The 19,161-nt window shown below is 61.5% G+C and carries 19 protein-coding genes; 4 read left to right on the top strand and 15 right to left on the bottom strand.

The annotated features are described in order from the left end of the window. Positions 1 to 100 precede the first annotated feature (100 nt). Both BLU35_RS09320 and BLU35_RS09315 read left to right on the top strand, forming a co-directional pair. Positions 101 to 592 (top strand): hypothetical protein, encoded by a 492-nt coding sequence (locus tag BLU35_RS09320; protein ID WP_058325078.1) that lies wholly within the window; start codon positions 101 to 103, stop codon positions 590 to 592. Positions 593 to 618: 26 nt separating this feature from the next. Then, positions 619 to 2,100, top strand: coding sequence for a M81 family metallopeptidase (locus tag BLU35_RS09315; protein WP_176907195.1), 1,482 nt, complete (start codon positions 619 to 621; stop codon positions 2,098 to 2,100). A 108-nt stretch (positions 2,101 to 2,208) separates the two neighbouring features. Here the strand turns inward: BLU35_RS09315 and BLU35_RS09310 are convergent, their stop codons facing one another. From BLU35_RS09310 to osmF, 10 genes are all read right to left on the bottom strand, one after another. After that, positions 2,209 to 3,342 (bottom strand): ABC transporter ATP-binding protein, encoded by a 1,134-nt coding sequence (locus BLU35_RS09310; protein WP_058326351.1) that lies wholly within the window; start codon positions 3,340 to 3,342, stop codon positions 2,209 to 2,211. A gap of 95 nt (positions 3,343 to 3,437) precedes the next feature. Beyond that, positions 3,438 to 4,667 carry an ABC transporter substrate-binding protein gene (locus tag BLU35_RS09305; protein ID WP_093232880.1) on the bottom strand — a complete coding sequence of 410 codons (1,230 nt, stop codon included), beginning with the start codon at positions 4,665 to 4,667 and terminating at the stop codon, positions 3,438 to 3,440. 37 nt (positions 4,668 to 4,704) lie between these two features. Then, positions 4,705 to 5,562 carry a carbohydrate ABC transporter permease gene (locus BLU35_RS09300; protein ID WP_057249166.1) on the bottom strand — a complete coding sequence of 286 codons (858 nt, stop codon included), beginning with the start codon at positions 5,560 to 5,562 and terminating at the stop codon, positions 4,705 to 4,707. Continuing rightward, positions 5,559 to 6,443 carry a carbohydrate ABC transporter permease gene (locus tag BLU35_RS09295; protein ID WP_058324994.1) on the bottom strand — a complete coding sequence of 295 codons (885 nt, stop codon included), beginning with the start codon at positions 6,441 to 6,443 and terminating at the stop codon, positions 5,559 to 5,561. The genes BLU35_RS09300 and BLU35_RS09295 overlap by 4 nt, the downstream gene beginning before the upstream one ends. A gap of 13 nt (positions 6,444 to 6,456) precedes the next feature. Then, positions 6,457 to 7,614 carry a Gfo/Idh/MocA family protein gene (locus BLU35_RS09290; RefSeq protein ID WP_093232879.1) on the bottom strand — a complete coding sequence of 386 codons (1,158 nt, stop codon included), beginning with the start codon at positions 7,612 to 7,614 and terminating at the stop codon, positions 6,457 to 6,459. A 241-nt stretch (positions 7,615 to 7,855) separates the two neighbouring features. Beyond that, a complete protein-coding gene (locus BLU35_RS09285; RefSeq protein ID WP_093232878.1) occupies positions 7,856 to 8,668 on the bottom strand; it encodes a pirin family protein in 813 nt (270 codons plus the stop codon). A 77-nt stretch (positions 8,669 to 8,745) separates the two neighbouring features. After that, positions 8,746 to 9,483: an ABC transporter permease gene (locus tag BLU35_RS09280; RefSeq protein ID WP_058324997.1), complete on the bottom strand. Its 738-nt coding sequence runs from the start codon at positions 9,481 to 9,483 to the stop codon at positions 8,746 to 8,748. Further along, on the bottom strand, positions 9,483 to 10,421 hold the full coding sequence (locus tag BLU35_RS09275; RefSeq protein ID WP_093232877.1) for an ABC transporter ATP-binding protein: 939 nt from the start codon (positions 10,419 to 10,421) through the stop codon (positions 9,483 to 9,485). Before BLU35_RS09275 ends, BLU35_RS09280 begins: the two co-directional genes overlap by 1 nt. Next, complete coding sequence (locus tag BLU35_RS09270) at positions 10,418 to 11,587, bottom strand: ABC transporter permease (RefSeq protein WP_093232876.1); 1,170 nt, start codon at positions 11,585 to 11,587, stop codon at positions 10,418 to 10,420. Before BLU35_RS09270 ends, BLU35_RS09275 begins: the two co-directional genes overlap by 4 nt. A gap of 98 nt (positions 11,588 to 11,685) precedes the next feature. Continuing rightward, a complete protein-coding gene (gene osmF / locus BLU35_RS09265; protein WP_058326355.1) occupies positions 11,686 to 12,597 on the bottom strand; it encodes a glycine betaine ABC transporter substrate-binding protein OsmF in 912 nt (303 codons plus the stop codon). A 338-nt stretch (positions 12,598 to 12,935) separates the two neighbouring features. On the opposite strand from osmF, the gene BLU35_RS09260 reads away from it, so the two are divergent. Together BLU35_RS09260 and BLU35_RS09255 are read left to right on the top strand one after the other, a co-directional pair. Further along, complete coding sequence (locus tag BLU35_RS09260; protein WP_093232875.1) at positions 12,936 to 13,403, top strand: DUF4126 domain-containing protein; 468 nt, start codon at positions 12,936 to 12,938, stop codon at positions 13,401 to 13,403. Next, positions 13,400 to 14,776, top strand: coding sequence for an FAD-containing oxidoreductase (locus BLU35_RS09255; RefSeq protein ID WP_093232874.1), 1,377 nt, complete (start codon positions 13,400 to 13,402; stop codon positions 14,774 to 14,776). The genes BLU35_RS09260 and BLU35_RS09255 overlap by 4 nt, the downstream gene beginning before the upstream one ends. Positions 14,777 to 14,802: 26 nt before the next feature. Here BLU35_RS09255 and BLU35_RS09250 read toward each other — a convergent pair whose 3' ends face one another. The 5 genes from BLU35_RS09250 to BLU35_RS09230 all read right to left on the bottom strand — a co-directional run bounded on the left by BLU35_RS09250 (position 14,803) and on the right by BLU35_RS09230 (position 19,141). Further along, entirely contained in the window at positions 14,803 to 15,954 is a 1,152-nt protein-coding gene (locus tag BLU35_RS09250) for a M20 aminoacylase family protein (RefSeq protein WP_093232873.1), read from the bottom strand. Positions 15,955 to 15,964: 10 nt separating this feature from the next. Beyond that, positions 15,965 to 16,729, bottom strand: coding sequence for an ABC transporter ATP-binding protein (locus BLU35_RS09245; protein WP_057249176.1), 765 nt, complete (start codon positions 16,727 to 16,729; stop codon positions 15,965 to 15,967). 37 nt (positions 16,730 to 16,766) lie between these two features. Further along, entirely contained in the window at positions 16,767 to 17,468 is a 702-nt protein-coding gene (locus tag BLU35_RS09240) for an ABC transporter permease (RefSeq protein ID WP_093232872.1), read from the bottom strand. After that, complete coding sequence (locus BLU35_RS09235; protein ID WP_093232871.1) at positions 17,468 to 18,181, bottom strand: ABC transporter permease; 714 nt, start codon at positions 18,179 to 18,181, stop codon at positions 17,468 to 17,470. The genes BLU35_RS09240 and BLU35_RS09235 overlap by 1 nt, the downstream gene beginning before the upstream one ends. A 159-nt stretch (positions 18,182 to 18,340) precedes the next feature. Then, complete coding sequence (locus tag BLU35_RS09230; protein ID WP_093232870.1) at positions 18,341 to 19,141, bottom strand: transporter substrate-binding domain-containing protein; 801 nt, start codon at positions 19,139 to 19,141, stop codon at positions 18,341 to 18,343. Positions 19,142 to 19,161 lie beyond the last annotated feature (20 nt).

Here is a 19,161-nt window from a genome sequence, read left to right as displayed (position 1 = left end):
CAAATTATTTTCTTTGATCGTTGACAAGTGACCATAGAAAGCTGAATTTGACTAGCGAAAAACACCATTCATGAAAAGAATTTCAATCCAGGGCGCGAATATGCGGGATCCTTTCCTCAATCCATTCCCCTCCTCCGACACGGCACGCCACTCGATCTGGGAGATGCTCGTCTCGCGCGACATTACCGCCTTCCTGGCCGCAGACTGGTCGATGGTCGCAGGTGATTTCGTCGAGAACGGCTTCATCGGCATCGACGGCCGACGCGAAACCAATCCCGACAATTGGCGGCTGACCTTCCCGTCGCTTGCGGCCTATCGCGAAGAGTGGCTGCGCCAGGCTAACGACTTTGCGACGCAGAGCTTCGCCGAAGATCCGCGCAATGCGATCTTCACGACGACGACTCTCGAAGACATCGAGATCAACGGCGACCAGGCGCTGGCGCGCAAGAAATTCGATGGCAGCCTCAAGAAGTCGGACGGCAGCGTCGACATCCTGAAATGGCAGACCGTCTATTATTGCCGCCTGCACGAGGGACGCTGGAAGATTGCCGGCTTCACCGGCTACCTGCCGAACCCGATGGGGCCGGCCTGAAAGACGCGATAGAAAAGGCAAAGGCATTGCGGATCTTCACAGCGGCGCTTGCGACCGAAACCAACACCTTCTCCCCGATCTGCATCGACCGCCGGGCCTTTGAAGCCTCGCTCTACGCGCCGCCGGGAGAACACCCGGAAACACCGACGCTTTGCACCGCGCCGATCACGGTCGGCCGCCGCGTCGCCGCGGAGAAGGGCTGGCAACTGATCGAGGGCACCGCCACCTGGGCGGATCCAGCCGGCCTCGTCAACCGCGAGACCTATGAAGGCCTGCGTGACGAAATCCTCGACCAGCTACGCGCTGCCATGCCCATCGACGCGGTGGTGCTCGGCCTGCATGGCGCCATGGTTGCTGACGGCTACGAAGACCCCGAGGGCGACCTGCTGACGCGCGTCCGGGAGATCGTTGGCCCCGACATCCTCGTCTGCGCCGAACTCGACCCCCATAGCCACCTGACGGCCAAGCGCGCAGCCGCCTCGCACTTCTTCGTCTACTTCAAGGAGTTTCCGCACACCGACTTCGTCGACCGTGCCGAAGATCTCTGGCGCATCGTCGTCGACACACTCGAAGGGCGTGTCACGCCCGTCATGTCGATCTTCGACTGCCGGATGATCGACGTATACCCGACCTCACGCGATCCGATGCGCTCCTTCGTCGACAAGCTGATGCGGATTGAAAGAGAAGACGCAGATGTTCTTTCGCTCTCCGTGATCCACGGCTTCATGGCCGGCGACGTTCCGGAAATGGGCACCAAGCTGCTTGCCGTCACCAACGGCAAGCGGGAGAAGGGCGCGAGCCTCGCGCGGGAACTGGGTCTCGAACTCTTCTCTCATCGCGGAACCTTTATCATGCCGCAGATCGACGAGAAGCAGGCCGTTTCCGAGGCACTCGCTGCATCGAAGGGTCCTGTCGTGATCGCCGATGTCTGGGACAATCCAGGCGGCGGCACCGCCGGCGACGCAACGGTGCTTCTCGAAGAGCTTCTGGCGCGCGGCGCAACCGACGTTGCGGTCGGCACGATCTGGGATCCGATGGCAGTGCAGATCTGCATGGCCGCCGGCGAAGGCGCCGAGATCCCGCTGCGCTTCGGCGCCAAGTCGGCTCCCGGAACCGGTCATCCGATCGATGGCACGGTCAAGGTGGTCAAGCTGGTGCGCGACGCAGAGATGCGCTTCGGCGAGAGTTTTGCCCCGTTCGGCGATGCCGCCCATATCGTCTTCAACGGCATCGACATCATCCTCAATTCGACGCGCGCACAGAGCTTCGATCCGAGCCTCTTCTCGGTGATGGGCATCGACCCGAAGGCCAAGAAAATTCTGGTCATCAAGTCGACCAATCACTTCTATGCCTCGTTCTCGAAGATCGCGTCCGAAATCCTCTATTGCTCGGCCGGCACTCCCTATCCGAACAACCCGGCGAAGACCGGCTACAAGCGGGCACCGAAGGACATCTGGCCGAAGGTCGCCGATCCGCACGCAGAAGGGAACGGCCTGAGCCGCGCCTAGAGTGCGGCCATCGCGTCTCGCCGACACCGGTACGATGGGCTTAGTGCACAGACAAAAAAGACCGCTGTCTTTCGCAAGACAACGGTCTTTTTCCTTGGTCCTGAATGATCAGGCAGCTGCCGGATCGAGCACGCCCAAGTCGATGTCGGTCAGTTCGACGCGTCGTTCGAGCGCGAGGCCCGCCTCGTCGAACAGGTGGCAATCCGCAACCTTGATACCGGTCTGGATCGTCTCCTCCGGCCGGATTGCGGCCGTTCCCGGCAACATGGCGCAGAAGTTTTCGCCCTCGCCGCCGATCGCCGCATAGGCGACCGTATGGGCGCCGAGGCGTTCGATGACCGTTGGCGTGACTTTGAGGGTCAGGTCTCCGGTTCCCAGCGTGATATGCTCCGGCCGCACACCAAGCGTCAGTGTCCGCCCGGCAAGGCCGCTCTGCGGGTTGACGGGAATGACCACCGTCTGCCCCTTGTAGTCGACCTCGACGCCGGCGTCGCTGACGCCTTTGCAGGTGACCGGCAGGAAGTTCATCTTCGGATTGCCGATGAAGCCGGCAACGAAGGTATTGGCTGGCTTATGATAGAGCTCGAGCGGGGCGCCCGTCTGGGCGATCTGCCCGGCATTGAGGACGACGATCCGGTCCGCCATCGTCATCGCCTCGACTTGGTCGTGCGTGACGTAGATCATCGTTGCCTGCAATTGCCGGTGCAGTTTCGCCAGTTCGATGCGCATGTCCGCCCGAAGCGCCGCGTCGAGGTTCGAAAGCGGCTCGTCGAAGAGGAAGATCTTCGGCTCGCGCACGATCGCTCGCCCGATCGCGACACGCTGACGCTGGCCTCCGGAAAGCATCCCGGGCTTCTGCTGCAGGCGCTGATCAAGGTGCAGGATGCGCGCTGCATGCTCCACCTTCGCCTTCAACTTCTCCTCGGCCATTTTTTCCACGCGAAGCGGAAAGGCGATGTTCTCGAAGACGGTCATGTGCGGATAGAGCGCGTAGGACTGGAAGACCATGGCGATACCACGCTTGACCGGCGGCAGGTCGTTGACGCGTTTGCCCTCGATCAGGATGTCCCCCGAGCTGGCCTCATCGAGACCGGCTATCATCCTGAGCAAGGTCGACTTGCCGCAACCGGAGGGTCCGACGAAAACGACGAACTCACCGTTCCTGACTTCGAGATCGATGCCTTTCAGCACCTCGAAAGTCCCGTAGAATTTCTGAATCCGATTGAGATTGAGCTGTCCCAAGAAACTGTCTCCGGCCACCGGCGAGAAGCGGCTCATTTATAGCAGAGTTAGGTGGGGCCGCGAACCGATCCCATCGGCGCGCGACCCCGGTGGCCTTACTTGTACTCTTCGAGGTCCGCAGCCGCCTTCTTCAAGGCGTCGGCCGGCTCGGCCTTGCCGGTCACGACCGACTGGACCATCTCGATGATGACGTTCTGGAAGCCCTTGTAGTCGGTAAAGAGCGGTTCCGGACCACCATAGGTGATGCCGTCGATGAACGGCTTCCAGTAGGGATCCTTCTTGACGAACTCGTCGACCATCGGCGACGGACGCAGCGGCGTCAGGCCGGCGCCACCCTGAAGCTCATATTCCCCTTGCGGACCGGGCGAGGTGATGAACTTGGCGAATTCGATCGCCTTCTCCTCGACGCCCGAGCCCTTGAAGATCGCCAGGCTGTCGGTGATGAGCAGCGTGCCCTCGCCCTTGGCCTCAGGACCGAGCGGCAGCGGCGCGACGCCCCAGTTGACCTTGGTTTCCTTCAGGCGCGTTGCAGCACCTGAGCCCGCCTGGATCATGCCGACCTTGCCATCGAGGAAGATGGCGCGAACCTCGTTCTGCTCGTAGGCGGTGGCGCCTTCAACGGAATAGGGCGTGATGTCCTTGTAAGCCTGAAGTGCTGCCAGCACCTGCGGGCTATCGATGACGACCTTGTCGCCGTCGATCACCTTGCCGTTGTTGGTGTACACCCAGTGCATGAACTGGTGCATCGTGTTGTCGAAGGTCTTGGCCGGAAGGCCGTAGCCCGCAATACCAGTCTTCTCTTTGATCGCCTTCGCAAACTCGATTTCTTCAGCCCAGGTCTTCGGCGGCTTCTCCGGATCGAGACCGGCCTGCTTGAACAGGTCCTTGTTCCAGTAAAGCGCCTTGGTCGAGAACGCGATCGGAACGCCCCACTGGTTGTTGTCGAAGGTCACGGTGTCGACGATGTTGGGGTAGTAGGTCTTCTTCTCGTCTTCCGTCATCGGCACGGGAACGATGAGCTCGTTCTGCGCGAACTCCTTCAGCGTGCGCGAGCCGACATAGGCCATGGCGACCGGCGTACCGGCGGCTGCAAGCGTCGTCGCCTTGTCCTGGCACTGAGCCCAGCCCACAACTTCAGGGGTCACCTTCCAGCCCGGGTTCTTCTCTTCCCATTGCTTGATGTATTTCGCGTGTACCGCGTCCATTGTGTCGCCGCAGTAGATCCAGCTGATCTCCTGGTCGGCAGCCTTCGCGGTGACGGCGCCGAGCGCTGTCGAACCGAGCAGCGCCAGGGCGAGTACCCCTGTCTTGAATTGAATAGACACGTTTTATGCTCCCGTTCTCTGGTGGTTGACTTAAGTCTTATTGTTTCACCGCGCCCGCGGTCAGGCCGCTGACGAGATACCGTTGTAGGAGGAAGATCACGACGACAGCCGGCGCGATGCCGACGAAACTCGCGGCCATGAGCTCGTTCCAGACCACCTCCTGGCGACCGAAATAGGCAAACAGCCCGACCGGCAGCGGCATGTACTCGCTCTTGGAGTTGAAGGTCAGGGCATAGATGAACTGTTGGGCATAGGCGCCGATGAAGGTGGTGATCGCCACCACGGTGATGCCCGGCATGGCGATCGGCAGGATCACCCGGCGCAGCGTATAGAAGTGGCTGGCGCCGTCGACGAAAGCGGCCTCGTCCAGTTCACGCGGAATGCGCATCATGTAGGTGCGCAAGAGCCAGATTGCCGAAGGGATCAGGAAGGCAACGCCCGGCACGATCATCGCGAGATAGGTGTTGAGCACGCCGAAAGTGCGCATCAGACGGAACAGCGGGATGAGCAGCACTGCGCCCGAGAACATGTTGACGGCGAGGAAGGCACCAAGCAGCAGCCCGGCGCCGCGAAAATTGAAGCGGGCAAAGGCATAGGCCGCGGGGATCACCAGTATCAGCACGATGGCGGTCACGATGGTGGAGATGAAGAAGGAGTTGAAGATGTAGCGGGCAAAGCCGGGCACGCTGACCCACATGGTCGAGTAGGCGGCAAACGAGCCGTTTTGCGGCCAGAAGCGATAGGGCGAGGAAAAAAGCAGTCCGAGCGGCTTCAACGACACCAGGAACCCTTCGACGAAGGGCGCCAGAATGAAGCACAGGAAGACGAAGATACCGGCGTAGATGCCAAGGAGCTCGTACCAGCGATAGCGGTTGATCATGGCAGGCTGGCTCATTTCTGTTCCCCCGCGGCAAGACGGCTGGTGACCCGGAAATAGGCAAAGCAGAAGATCGACAGGAAGATGCAGATCAGTACAGCACGCGCGGCGCCTTCGCCGTATTTCTTCGACCCGATGGCGGTACGGTAGGTATCGATGATCATCGTAGTGGTCTCACCGTTGGGGCCGCCCTGGGTGAGGATCCAGATGATGTCGAAGGAGTTGAAGGTCGCAATCAGCGACAGCATCGACATCGTGATCAGCGACGGAACCAAAAGCGGCAGCGTGATGCGGCGGAAGCGATAGAGGCGCCCTGCTCCGTCCGTCCAGGCGGCTTCATAGAGATCCTGCGGGATCGCCTGCATCGCCGCCAGCATATAGAGGGTCACCAGCGGCACGCCGATCCATACGTCAGTGATGATCGTCGCCCAGAAGGCGGTGGAACCGTGGGCGAGGAAGGCGATGGGCCCGTTGGACAGCCCCAGGTTCTGCAGCACGCCCGAGATCATGCCGAACTGGCCATTGTACATCCACCCCCACATGAAGATGCCGATCGCCATCGGCACGATCCATGGCGGCATGGTGAGCAGGCGGAAGAGCGCACGGCCGGGCACGGCGGCGTTCAGCATCGTTGCGCCGAACACGCCAATGATCATCTTGATCGAGACCGAGAAGAAGGTCCAGATGAAGGTCCGGAAGATGACTTCGGCGAAAGTCTCGTTGAAGATCTTATCGTAGTTGGCCCAGCCGACCCAGTTGGTCGTCTTCTTCAGCGACGCGTCCGTGAACGACAGGATGAAGGTGTCGACCAGCGGATAGGCGACGATCACCGTGACGTAGAGGACAGCGGGAAGAAGCAGGATCCAGGCGAAGATGACCGTGCTGCGTTGAACACTCATCTCTCGCCTCCCCTTACGCTGCGCGCGAATGCAGGGCTTCGTCGAAACGGTCCCAGATGGGCCGGAGATCTATGACGCTCTTCTTGCGTCGCGCCTCGTCCATCGAAAGCGCCAGGATACCCGCTTCAAGCGCATCGAGCGTCGAAACCGGTAGCGGCCGGCCGTCACGAACATGGCCGATGATATCGGTCGCCATCTGCTCGTCGGCACCGTAGTGCTGCGACAGTTCCGTAGCGGCGTATTTGTTTTCGATGACCTTCTTGCCGGTCAGCATCTCGTGAACGTCGAAATAGCCACGGATGAAATCGCCCTCGGCCATGCCACGCGAGCCCATGATGCAGAAGCGGCGGAATTGGTCCGGCACGTTGAGATTGGTGTGGAAGTTCATGCCGACGCCGTTGGCGTATTCGACGATCGCCACCTGGTAGTCGATGATGTCGCCGTCGCTGTCGAAGACCTTGTCGGAGCCCATCCAGCCGCTCGGTTTGCGATGGAAGAGTTCTAGGTCGTTGATACCTTCGCGTGCGGGATCGTTGGCGGGAATGAAGCTCTTGCGGCCGCCGAAGCTCGCGACCCGTTCCGGCCGCGCGCCGACGACACCATTGTAGAGATCAAGGTCATGGCAGCATTTTTCCAGCATGAAACTGCCGGAATAGCGCTCGTAGCGGCGCCAGTCGCGCATGAAGAAGGCGCCGTGATAGGGTTCGATATGCTCGGACGCCTCAATCGAGACGACCTGGCCGAGTTTGCCTTCGGCAAGCGCTGCGCGCAGGTCGCGATACATGGGCGCGTAACGCAACACCAGACCGACCATCAGGCGCTCATGGCCGAACTTCGCCATCAGCCCCGCGAGTTCGAGGCTCTCCTGGACCGTCGTGACGATCGGCTTCTCGCTGAACACCTTGAGACCGGCCTCGAGACCAATCCGGATATGATCGAGGTGCATGTGGTTCGGCGAGCCGATCATCAAGAGATCGAGCTTCTCGTTGGCGATCAGCTCTTCCGAGGTCGCGTAAGCCTTGCCGGCCGAGATGCCTTTTTCGGTGAGCGTGGTCAGACCAGCCGGGTTCGGATCGACGTAGCCGGCGATCTCGAAGTTCTCGTCCATGGCTTTGAAGACATAGCCCAGATAACCCAAACGGAATCCGAGTCCGATGATGCCGACTTTCATGCTCGTCCTGTTCCCCTGCCTTTTGGCGTAATTTATTTTCGCAGACTGGGACAGTTTTTTCAGGCCGTCAACTCAAATCCGCATATTTTGTAAAATTGTGAAATTCATTTTCATACGACAGGCAAATGCCGAGAAAGCAGGCATTTCATGGACAACTAAAAAGGGTGCGTATCCCGCAACTCTACGGCAGGAAGAAAGCGGTCCAGACCACTGCACGTTGCGTGGTTGACTTCTGATCAGTTCAGACGCTTCCGACCAGGCGGTTTCGCCAGTGCAACAGCCGCAGCAAAGGTCGAGCCAGATAAGGTCGCGGTATCTTGGGATGGTCGCCAACCGTCCCCTGCCGTGCGGCGCGCGCGCTCGGCTCGATCAGGAACGCAACGATCAGCGAGCTGCGAGTGGCGTATAGCTCCAGGGCGTCGTCCGACAGGAATATCCCCTGATCCCCCTCACCGAAGGCGATATCTCCGACCTTTATCGAGCCCGAAAAGAGATAAAAGTAAAGGTGTCGTCCCTCCGCCCGCGGAAACGCAGTCTTTGTCTCAGCCTCGAGCCGGAGATCGAAAAAGTCGACGCTGTTGCGCACGAAAAACGGTGCTGTGCCACCTTCCGGCCCGACAAGATGCCTCCATTGATTGACAGGTGCCACTGCAATGGGGCCGTGCTGGATGGCCGGTGGGAGATCTAAAACGTGAGGGCGCACAAGGATCTGGAGCATCCGCAACGGTGGATCGCTCGGCAGGGTCTCCTCCGAATGCCAGAAGCTCTTTCCCGCGTTCATCACCATAAGGTGCCCGCTGTCCGTGACCAGTCTCCCGGTAGCGCGGTCATCGTGGCGCATGACACCCTCCGGCACCCATGAAAGGATTTCATCGTTCTGGTGCTCGTGCATGGCGATCAGCCTGCCCGGCTCCAGGATCGACTCAACAACCATTGCCAGAGGGCCGTAGCCGTGATCACGCGGCCGTGGCAGCAGCCAACCGGGCATGTTGAGCCTGGCCTTGAACCCGCCCATATCCCTGACAAGAGGACTTTTGGCGCCGCGGAAGAGCATGGGTCACTCTATCACGCGCCATCGGCATTTGGCACGGCCGTGAACACTTTCCGGGCTTCCTGCATTCCGACGGCACCTCACCGTCCCATTCGGGTAGCGAGTTTTCTTTCGGCCGCCTGCAATCCGTCGTGCAGCAGCACCGCAAGCGTCGCGACGATCAGGCCACCCTGAACGACGAAAGCCAGATTGTTCGATTGCAGACCGGCAATGATCACTTCGCCGAGGGTTTTCGCCGCGACCGTTGATCCGATCGTGGCCGTTGCCAGGCTGACGACCACCGAAAGTCGGATGCCTGCAAGGATAACCGGCATCGCCAGCGGCAACTCCACCTTCAGGAGCCGCTGACCGCCTGTCATGCCGGCACCGCGCGCCGCCTCCATGACAGATGGCGGCAATGTCGTCAGCCCTGTCAGCGCGTTCTCGAAGATCGGTAGCAGGCCATAGAGAAAAAGCGCGATCAATGTCGGCTTCTCACCGAAACCGAAGATGGGAACGGCGAGCGCCAGAACGGCCACCGGCGGAAAGGTTTGGCCGATGTTGACCAGGCTGCGCGACAGCGGCAGGAATTCGGCCCCGGATTCGCGCGTCACCAATATTGCCAAAGCAAGCGCAACCAATGCCGCAGCAGACACTGCGATGGCGACGGTGCGCAGGTGCAATAGAGTAAGCTGCAACAGGCTGCCCTGATTGTAGATCACCGGCGCATTCGCTTGAACCAGGGGCCGCAGCAACGGTTCGAACCATTGCGGCTGCAGCAGGAAGGCGAGCAAAACCAGGAACACTCCCAAGCGAAAAAGCGTCGATAGTTTCGGCATCAGACTGGCCCGGCTGCCCGTTTCGCCAGCCCTTCGAGACTGACCTTGCCGATGATAGCCCCCGCGGCATCAGCCACCGGCAGCGCGCTCCGCCCGGACCAAAGCAGTTCGGCAAGCGCCTCCCTTTGGCTGAGCGTGCTCGATATGGCTGTGCCGTCTGCTGACCCTGGTTCGACGGCGCTCAAGACCGGCTCGATCGCGAGCAACCGATAAGGCCGTTCGCTGACCCCGATCAGGCTCTCGACGAACGGGGTCGCGGGCTTGATCAGCATTTCGGCGGGCGTCGCATATTGCACCACCTTGCCTTTGTCCATGACGGCGATGCGGTCCGCGAGCTGGAAGGCCTCCTCCATGTCATGGGTGACGAGAATGACCGTCGTCTCGAAGTGCTTCTGAATGGCGAGCAGATCATCCTGAGCCTTGGCGCGAATGATCGGGTCGAGTGCGCCGAAGGGCTCGTCCATCAGCAGGACTTTCGGTTCGGCAGCCAACGCCCGGGCGACGCCGACACGCTGTTGCTGACCGCCGGAAAGCTCATGCGGAAAGCGTGGACCGAAGGCGGCCGGATCGAGCTGGAACAGTTGGAGAAGTTCGTCCACCTTGGCGTCGATACGCGCGCGCTCCCAACCGAGCAGCGTCGGTACCGTGGCGATGTTCTGCGCGACGGTACGGTGCGGAAACAGGCCATGGCCCTGGATCGCATATCCGATGCGGCGGCGCAGTTCATAGCCTGGCAGCGCACGGTTGTCCTCACCGTCGAGGCGGATCGTCCCCGAAGTCGGCTCCACCAGCCGATTGAGCATCCGCAATAGCGTCGTCTTGCCAGAGCCGGAGGTACCGACGATGACGGTGACGGTACGCGGTGCGATCGTCAGGCTGACGTCGTCGACGACCGCCGTCTCGCCATAGCGCTTGGTGATGTTTTCGATTTCGATCATGCGGCCTCTGCCTGCCTGGTGTTGGGTGTGGCCATTTCGATCATCGCGTCGAGCACGATCGCCGCCGCAAAGGCGAGCACCACGGTCGGGACGGCGCCGAGCAGCACGAGATCCATCGCGGTCTGGCCAACGCCCTGAAAGACGAAGACGCCGAAGCCGCCGCCGCCGATGAGGGCGGCAATGGTCGCCAGGCCGATGTTCTGCACGAGCACGATGCGGATGCCGGTGAGGATCACCGGAAAGGCCAGTGGAAATTCGATGCCGACCAGCCGTTGCCAATCGGTCATGCCGATGCCGCGGGCTGCGTCATTCGCATCCCTCGGAACGCCGGCTAGACCGACGACGGTATTGGCAACCACCGGCAGCAGCGAATAGAGGAACAGCGCGACAAAGGCGGGTGCGACACCGATGCCACGGATGCCGATCGTGGCAGCGCCCGGAACGTTCGCGGCGATCCAGCCAAGCGGTGCAATGAGAATGCCGAACAGCGCGATCGACGGTATCGTCTGGATCGCGTTCAGAACGCCCAGCAAACCATCGCGCAATCGGGCGACGCGGTGACACAGTATACCGAGCGGAATGCCGACGATGGTCGCGGTCACAAGCGAGCCGAGCGCCAAGGTCACATGCTTGCGGGCTTCCGCCCAGAAGGTGTCCACCCGGCTCGCATATTCCCTAAGGATCGAGAGACCATCCCAGGTACCGGAAAGCAAAAGCATCCCGACAAAGGCGAGCACGGCGACGAGCACCACGATGCGCACGATGGGGGCCGGGCGCAATCGCGTCAGTGCATCGGCTGCAAGCAGCCCGAAAGCAAAGAGCATGACCCAGAAACCGGAAGCAGGCGACACGCGAGCATAGGTGTCGCCCTCAGGCGTCAGGTGGCCGGCCGCGACGCCGATGCCGAGCGCCAGCACGGCCAGCGCTGCGAAAGCTGCGACAAGGCGCAGAGTGGCCGTCGAGCGCATGGCCGCCACGAGCACGCCGGCAAAGATCACCAGCAGCACTGCCGCGCTCCAGGGCTGCGGCAAGGCCTCGACGATCGACTTTGCCTCGCCGGCGACGATGCGATTGGCACGAAACGTTGCAAAAGGCGCGATGAAGGCGCCGCCAAGAGCCAAGGCCGCGATGATCGCTCCGAGCTTGTCAAAGCGGAGTTCTCTCAAACCACATTCCCTCCCCGCCTGTGCCGGCGCGACTTCGGCACCTGCAGGCACACCCCGGAACGCCAGTCATCGGACCAGCGTTCCGGTTATCCGTCAACCTACTTCAGGAAGCCGTTCTTCTTCAGAAAATCCTCGGCAACCGCCTTGGCCGGTTCGCCGCCGACCTGCACGCGGCCGTTCAGGTCCTGAAGCGTTACGAGATCGAGCTTCTCGAACACCGGCTTCAACAGTTCCTCGATTTGCGGGTTTTCCTTGAGCACAGCCTCGCGAATAATCGGGGTCGGCTGGTAGACTGGCTGGACCGCCTTGTCATCTTCGAGCACGACGAGGCCAGAAGGTGCGATGCCGCCATCGGTGCCATAAACCATCGCCGCATTGGCGCCGTTCGTCTGGTTGGCAGCAGCCGCAATGGTCGCCGCGGTGTCACCGCCGGAAAGCGTGATCAGCTGATCCTGCTTCAAGGTGAAACCATAGGTCGTCTGGAAGGCCGGGAGAGCGGCGGCCGAATTCACGAACTCAGACGAAGCGGCCAGCACGACCTTGCCGCCACCGGCGACATATTTGCCGAAGTCGCTGAGCGTCTTCAGCTTGTTCTCATCCGCAACTTCCTTGCGAAGACCGATCGCCCAGGTGTTGTTTGCCGGCGACGGCGTCAGCCAGACGATCTTGTTGGCGTCGTAGTCGAGCTTCTTGGCGGTCTCGTAACCCTTGCCCGCGTCCTTCCAGACCGGATCGTCAGCCTTTTCGAAGAAGAAGGCGGCGTTACCGGTATACTCCGGGTAGATGTCGATCTCGCCGGCGGTAATCGCCTTGCGCACGACCGGCGTCGCGCCGAGCTGGACGCGATCGACGGTCTTGATGTTGTTGGCATTGAGCACGGCAAGGATGATGTTGCCGAGAACACCGCCTTCGGTGTCGATCTTCGAGGAGACGACGACATCGGCGCTGGCCGTGGCAGCAGTCAAAGTGAAGGCAAAGGCAGTTCCGATAAGCAATCTAGTCAGGCGCATGAGTTTGTTTCTCCCTCGAAATTCGCTCCGCAAGTTTGATCACGGAAAGTTCGCCGCGTCGGGGCAAGGCATTCCATATATGTCAGTCCCCGGCAAAAAATAGGGTTGCACGCAGAGACTGTGGCGGACGAAAAATTCCGACATCAACAGACACTATCGAAAGCGTAGATTTCTACGTCCGATCGCGTGCGATTGGCCGTTGCAATCAGGGGCGATGTCGGCCACTCTGACAGAGGCCCGCCAGAAACACCGCTTTTACTCTTGGTTGCGATGCCGCTCGACCCGAACCGCTTGGGGGCTGGTGGATTGGGTTCGCCCGGCGAACGTTCGGGGAATTCATGTCGATCTATCTCTTCACGCTGCTTATCGGCGTGGTTGCCGGTCTGCGCACCATGACCGCACCTGCCGCCGTCAGCATCGGCGCCGCTGCGGGCTGGTTGCCGCTCGGCGGTACATGGGCGGCCTTTATGGGTTTTCGCTTCACGCCCTATATCTTTGGCCTGCTGGCGCTGGTGGAATTCGTCACCGATCAGTTGCCGAGCACGCCGAGCCGCAAGGTTCCGCAGCAGTTCGGCGTGCGCATCGTCTCGGGCGGCTTCTGCGGCGCGGTGCTCGGAACGGCCGCAGGTGCTATGCTGGCCGGGCTGGTCGCCGGCGTGATCGGTGCCGTCATCGGTACGCTCGGCGGCTACGAAGCCCGAAAGCGCCTCGTTGCGGCCATCGGCGGCAAGGATCTGCCGATCGCGCTTCTTGAGGATGTCGTTGCCGTTCTCCTCGCACTCTGGGTGGTGTCCTCGGTGTCATGACGAAACATTTCGACGCAATCATCATCGGCGCCGGCCAAGCCGGCCCTTCGCTGGCCAGCCGGCTGACATCAGCGGAAAAGACCGTCGCCTTCGTCGAGCGCAAGCACTTCGGCGGCACCTGCGTCAACACCGGCTGCATGCCGACGAAGGCAATGGTCGCCAGCGCCTATGCCGCGCATCTGGCGCGCCGAGGGGCTGATTACGGCGTCACGACCGGGCCGATCACCATCGACTTCGCCCGCGTCATGGCGCGCAAGGACACGGTGCGGTTCAATTCGCGCAAGGGGGTCGAAGGCTGGCTGAAGGGCATGCCGAACATCACCGTCTTCGAAGGCCATGCGCGCTTCGAAGGCCCGCACGAAGTGCGCGTCGGCGGTGAGTTGCTGTCGGCCGACCAGATCTTCCTGAACGTTGGCGGACGTGCGGCGACGCCGGACTTCCCTGGCGTCGAGGACGTGCCTTATCTGACCAACGTCTCGATCATGGATCTCGACACCCTGCCCCGCCACCTGATCGTCATCGGCGGCAGCTATATCGGGCTTGAGTTCGCACAGATGTTCCGCCGCTTCGGCTCCGAGGTCACGGTGATCGAGAAGGGCCCACGCCTGATCGGTCGCGAGGATGCGGACGTTTCCGACGCCATTCTCGCGATTCTGGAGAAAGAGGGCATAAACTTCCGCTTGAACGCCGAATGCATCCGCTTCGCCAAGCCCGGCGACGAAGTCGTCGCCGGCGTCGACTGCACCGCCGGCGCACCCGAGATCGTCGGCTCCCACCTGTTGCTTGCCACCGGGCGACGGCCGAATACGGATGATCTCGACCTCGATCGAGCCGGCGTGAAGACCGACGCGCGCGGCTATGTCGAAGTCGACGAAACGCTCAGGACCAATGTCCCGCACATTTTCGCCATGGGCGACTGCAACGGCCGCGGCGCCTTCACCCACACTGCCTATAACGACTTCGAGATCATCGCCGCGAATCTCATCGATGGCGAGGCACGAAAGGTCAGCGACCGGATTGCGACTTACGGCCTCTTCATCGATCCGCCGCTTGGCCGCGCCGGGATGACGGAAACCGAAGCGCGAAAATCAGGACGCAAGTTGCTCATCGGCACGCGACCGATGACCCGCGTCGGCCGCGCCGTCGAGAAGGGCGAGACCGAGGGCTTCATGAAAGTGATCGTGGACGCCGACAGCAAGGAAATCCTCGGCGCCTCGATCCTCGGCACGGGCGGCGACGAAGCGGTGCAGAGCATCCTCGACGTCATGTATGCCGGCAAACCCTACACGACGATCACCCACGCGGTGCATATTCACCCGACGGTGTCGGAGCTTATCCCGACGGTGTTTGGTGACCTGCACCCGGCCACCTGAGCGACCGGACGTTAGCGACCGCCCGGTTAGACGAGCGCTGCCCGCGCGAGATGGTAAAAATACGTAGCGCCGCGTTCGAGGATGTCGTCGTTGAAATCGTAGCGGGTGGTGTGCAGCCCGCTGCTGTCGCCGTTGCCGATCAGCACATAGGCGCCCGGCACCTTCTCCAGCAGGAAGGAGAAGTCTTCACTGCCCATCAGCGGCTCGGGCAATTCGACATAGGCGTCGGTGCCAAAAGTCTCCGCGATCACCGCACGCGCATCTTCGACGGCATCGGCATCGTTGATCGTCGCGGGATAACCGACCTGCCAGTCGAAAGTCGCCTCAGCGTTGTAGCTTTCCGCCTGCAAGCGGGCAATCTGCTCGACACGTTCCTGGAGTTGCTTGCGCACGGCCGGATCCATCGCACGCATGCTGATTTCCAGCACTGCCGTATCCGGGATGATGTTGGAGGCGGAGCCGGACCGGAACGAACCGACGGTCAGCACCGACGGCTGGTGCGGCGATACATTGCGCGAGACCAGCGTCTGCAGCGCCATCACCACGCTGGAACCGACGACGACCGGGTCAACCGTCAATTCCGGCTGGGCGCCGTGACCGCCCTTGCCCCTGATCGTTAGCGTCAGTACGTCGATCGATGCAGCCATCGCGCCGGCGCGGCTGGAGAACTGGCCGACCGGCAGGCCCGGCCAGTTGTGGAGCGCATAGACCCGCTCACAGGGGAAGCGTTCGAACAGGCCGTCCTCGATCATCAGCTTGCCGCCGCCGAAATTTTCTTCGGCCGGCTGGAAGATCAGGTGCACGGTGCCGTTGAAGCTCTCGTCCTTCGACAGAGCCCAGGCAGCGCCGAGCAGCATGCTGGTGTGACCGTCGTGGCCGCAGGCATGCATCGCGCCCGGATGTTTGCTCTGATAGGCAAGACCGGTTTCCTCCTGCATCGGCAGCGCGTCCATATCGGCACGAAAGCCGACGGCGCGGTTGCTGTTGCCGCGCTTCAGCGTCGCAACGATGCCTGTCGTCGCCAGACCGCGCGTCACTTCGAAGCCCCAGGATTGCAGCAATCCGGCGACGAATTCGGAGGTCTTCACCTCGGATAGGCCGATCTCGGGCATCTCGTGCAGCTTGTGACGGATCTCGACGAGTTCGGGCAGGAACTCAGAAAAATTGGCGTCGCGCATTAGGGCCTCCTCAAGCCATCTGCAAGAACTGGCGCAGCCGCGCCGATTGCGGGTCGCGCATCACCTGCGACGGCGCGCCGCGTTCTTCCACCAGTCCCTTGTGCAGGAAGATCACCTCGCTGGAGATATCACGGGCGAGTGACATTTCGTGCGTGACCATGACCATGGTGCGCCCTTCTTCGGCGAGCTTCTTGATGACGAGCAGGACTTCGTTGACGAGTTCCGGGTCGAGCGCCGACGTAGGCTCGTCGAAGAGCATGACTTCCGGCTTCATCGCGAGAGCGCGCGCGATCGCCGCGCGCTGCTGCTGGCCGCCCGAAAGCTGGTTGGGATAGTGGTCGCGCTTCGGGGTGATGCCGACCTTTTCCATCAGCAATTCGGCCTCGCCGATCGCATCCTTGCGCGTCATGCCGAGCACATGGATCGGGCCCTCGATGATGTTTTCGAGGATGGTCTTGTGGGACCACAGATTGAAGCTCTGGAACACCATGCCAAGGCGCGTACGGATATGTTCGAGCTGCCGCTTGTCGGTGGCATGGAACTTGCCGTCCTTGCCCTTGACGGTGCGGATCACCTCGCCCGAGACCGCGATCTCGCCTTCATCGGGCGTCTCCAGATAGTTGATGCAGCGCAGCAAAGTGCTCTTGCCCGAACCACTGCTGCCGATCAGCGAGATGACGTCGCCGGACTTCGCCTCGAAGGAGACGCCTTTCAGCACCTCGACGGACCCGAAGCTCTTGTGAATGTTCTTCACCGATAGCGCTGTTGCGACCATGTTCGTTCCTCTCGTCGCGCCCAGGCGCGCCTCCTCGTTATGCCTTCGCCGTGCGGTAGCGGGTGAGCCGCTTCTCGACGACGCCCATGACGCGCGTCAGGATGAAGACGACGGTGAAATAGATGATGCCGGCGGCAATCAGCGGTTCGAAGATCAGCAGCGACTGGCGCTGCAGCATGCGGGCGGTGCCCATGACCTCCAGGATCGTGATCGTCGAGGCGAGCGACGTCGTCTTCAAAAGGATTATCAGGTCACCCGTCAAAACCGGTAGGCAGGAGCGGAACGCCTGCGGCAGGGTGATGCGGCGAAGGATCATCGACGAGCGCATGCCGATCGACTTTGCCGCTTCGATCTGGCCTCGCGGGATCGCCTTGATCGCGCCGCGGATGACCTCGGCATTGTAGGATGCCTGGTTGAGGCTGAGCGCAAAGATCGCGTACCAGAGGCCATCACGTAGATAGGGCCAGAGGAAGCTGTGTCGCACCCAGGTGCCGGGCAGGATTTGCCCGAGGCCATAGTAGATCAGGTAGATCTGTACCAGCAGCGGCGTGCCGCGGAACGCAAAGGTAAAGACATAGGCCGGGACCGAGAGCACGCGACGGCCGGAAAGCCGGGCGAGCGCCACGAGGGTGCCTATGACCAGACCGAAGACGCCCGCCACCGCCGTCAAAAGCAGCGTCAGGGGGGTGGCCTTGATCAGCGCCGGCAGGAAGCCGATGACGTTGGAGAGCGTTTCCATCAGTGGTGCCCCCGGTTGAGGCGGCGCTCGATCTGAGCAATCACCAGGACGGAAACGAGCGTGATCGCCAGAAACAGGATGGCCGTCAGCCCGTAGAAGAAAATGTACTGTTTGGTGCCTGCCGCAGCGCGGTAGCCGGTGTAGAGCAGTTCACTGAACGAGCCGAGCACGCTGATGATGGCGCTTTCCTTGGTGATCGACAGCCAGAGATTGCCCATGCCGGGCACGGCATGGCGCATCATTTGCGGGAAAATAATGCGGGTGAAGACCTTGCGCCTGGGCATGCCGATCGAGACCGCCGCTTCGATCTGGCCGGGGGGCACGGAAAGGAAGGCGGAGCGCAGCACTTCAGTCATGAAGGCGCCGGAGACGAAAGCGAGTGCGACGATAGCGGCCCAGAACGAGCTGAACTGGAAGGTCTCTGCCACAAGGCCAAAGTGCTTCAACAGCCGTTCAGCACCGCTCGCGACCGAGAAATAGAGGAGCAGGATGACGAGCAGTTCGGGAAGCGAGCGGACGACGGTCGTATAGATGTCGGCAAGGAAGCGCGGGACGCGGTGCTTCGACAGTTTGCCGGCCGCCCCGAGGAAGCCGAAGAGAACCGCAACCGCATAGGCGACCACGGACACCTGCAAGGTCATCACCAGGCCCCAGGCGAAATCGTCGCCCCAGCCCTCGCCGCCCCAGGCAAGCAATTGCCAGTAATAGTCCATCCGTCGTTACCTGTTCCCGATTGTCTTTTCAGCGCTCACGCCGCCCTCTGTCGGGCTGGGTCGCTGTAGCGGTCGCTGCGAAGATGCCCCGGCGCTGCGGCCGGTTTGGCGATCGAGGGCGGCGCGAAACATAGGCCACACGCCGCCCTGAAGAGCGATTTACTTCTTGCCGAAGATCCACTTGTCGACGAGCTTCTGGGTCGTGCCGTCCTTCTCCAGAGCGGCAAGGCCGGCATTGACCTTTTCAAGCGTCGCCGCGTCGCCCTTGCGAACGGCATAGGCGACACCCTCACCGAGAACGACGTTCTTCGGAACCTCGACCTTGACCTCGTAGTCGGCGCCCTCGGGCGACTTCAGGAAGGTCTGGATGTAGAGGTCGGGGATCAGCACGTAGTCGACGCGGCCGGCGATAAGATCGGCGACCGAGTTGTCTGCGGTGTCGTAGCTCTTGGCTTCGGCGCCGGTCAGGTACTTGGCGACATAGGCCGATTGTACGCTTGAGGTCTGGACGCCGATGATCTTGCCCTCGACGCTTGCCGGATCGATGATCTTGCCGGAACCGTCAGCCGCGTCGACGGTCTTGATCTCGCTCGTGTCAGCTTTGGCGCCGACGAAGGAGGTGCCTTCGGTGTAATAGGGCGTCGAGAAATCAACGACCTGGCGACGCTCATCCGTGATCGAGAAGGCGCCGATGATGAAATCGACCTTGTTTTCCTTCATCGACGGGATCAGTCCGTCCCAGGCCATCTGGTTGATGTCGCACTTCACCGCCATCTTCTCGCAGAGCGCGCGGGAGAGATCGGCTTCGAGACCCTCCCATTCGCCGCCGGCGTTCACCTGGGTGAAGGGCATGTAGGGCTCCGGCGTCATTCCGAGGCGCAGCGTGTCCTCGGCCAATGCGCTGCCAACAGCCATGGAAAGGGCGATCCCTGCGAACAGGGCGGTCTTCAACGTCTTCATTTTGTTTCCTCCTCGGGGAT

The sequence above is a fragment of the Sinorhizobium sp. NFACC03 genome, from assembly GCF_900103435.1.
In the GTDB taxonomy this organism is placed as follows: Bacteria; Pseudomonadota; Alphaproteobacteria; order Rhizobiales; family Rhizobiaceae; genus Ensifer.
This window is presented reverse-complemented; position numbering and strand designations above follow the sequence as displayed.

Excerpts from the sequence above, each read along its gene's own strand:
- BLU35_RS09320 (WP_058325078.1), top strand. The coding sequence starts at position 101 with ATGCGGGATCCTTTCCTCAATCCATTCCCCTCCTCCGACACGGCACGC.
- BLU35_RS09300 (WP_057249166.1), bottom strand. The coding sequence starts at position 5,562 with ATGAGCCAGCCTGCCATGATCAACCGCTATCGCTGGTACGAGCTCCTT.
- BLU35_RS09295 (WP_058324994.1), bottom strand. The coding sequence starts at position 6,443 with ATGAGTGTTCAACGCAGCACGGTCATCTTCGCCTGGATCCTGCTTCTT.
- BLU35_RS09290 (WP_093232879.1), bottom strand. The coding sequence starts at position 7,614 with ATGAAAGTCGGCATCATCGGACTCGGATTCCGTTTGGGTTATCTGGGC.
- BLU35_RS09285 (WP_093232878.1), bottom strand. The coding sequence starts at position 8,668 with ATGCTCTTCCGCGGCGCCAAAAGTCCTCTTGTCAGGGATATGGGCGGG.
- BLU35_RS09280 (WP_058324997.1), bottom strand. The coding sequence starts at position 9,483 with ATGCCGAAACTATCGACGCTTTTTCGCTTGGGAGTGTTCCTGGTTTTG.
- BLU35_RS09275 (WP_093232877.1), bottom strand. The coding sequence starts at position 10,421 with ATGATCGAAATCGAAAACATCACCAAGCGCTATGGCGAGACGGCGGTC.
- osmF (WP_058326355.1), bottom strand. The coding sequence starts at position 12,597 with ATGCGCCTGACTAGATTGCTTATCGGAACTGCCTTTGCCTTCACTTTG.
- BLU35_RS09260 (WP_093232875.1), top strand. The coding sequence starts at position 12,936 with ATGTCGATCTATCTCTTCACGCTGCTTATCGGCGTGGTTGCCGGTCTG.
- BLU35_RS09255 (WP_093232874.1), top strand. The coding sequence starts at position 13,400 with ATGACGAAACATTTCGACGCAATCATCATCGGCGCCGGCCAAGCCGGC.
- BLU35_RS09250 (WP_093232873.1), bottom strand. The coding sequence starts at position 15,954 with ATGCGCGACGCCAATTTTTCTGAGTTCCTGCCCGAACTCGTCGAGATC.
- BLU35_RS09245 (WP_057249176.1), bottom strand. The coding sequence starts at position 16,729 with ATGGTCGCAACAGCGCTATCGGTGAAGAACATTCACAAGAGCTTCGGG.
- BLU35_RS09240 (WP_093232872.1), bottom strand. The coding sequence starts at position 17,468 with ATGGAAACGCTCTCCAACGTCATCGGCTTCCTGCCGGCGCTGATCAAG.
- BLU35_RS09235 (WP_093232871.1), bottom strand. The coding sequence starts at position 18,181 with ATGGACTATTACTGGCAATTGCTTGCCTGGGGCGGCGAGGGCTGGGGC.
- BLU35_RS09230 (WP_093232870.1), bottom strand. The coding sequence starts at position 19,141 with ATGAAGACGTTGAAGACCGCCCTGTTCGCAGGGATCGCCCTTTCCATG.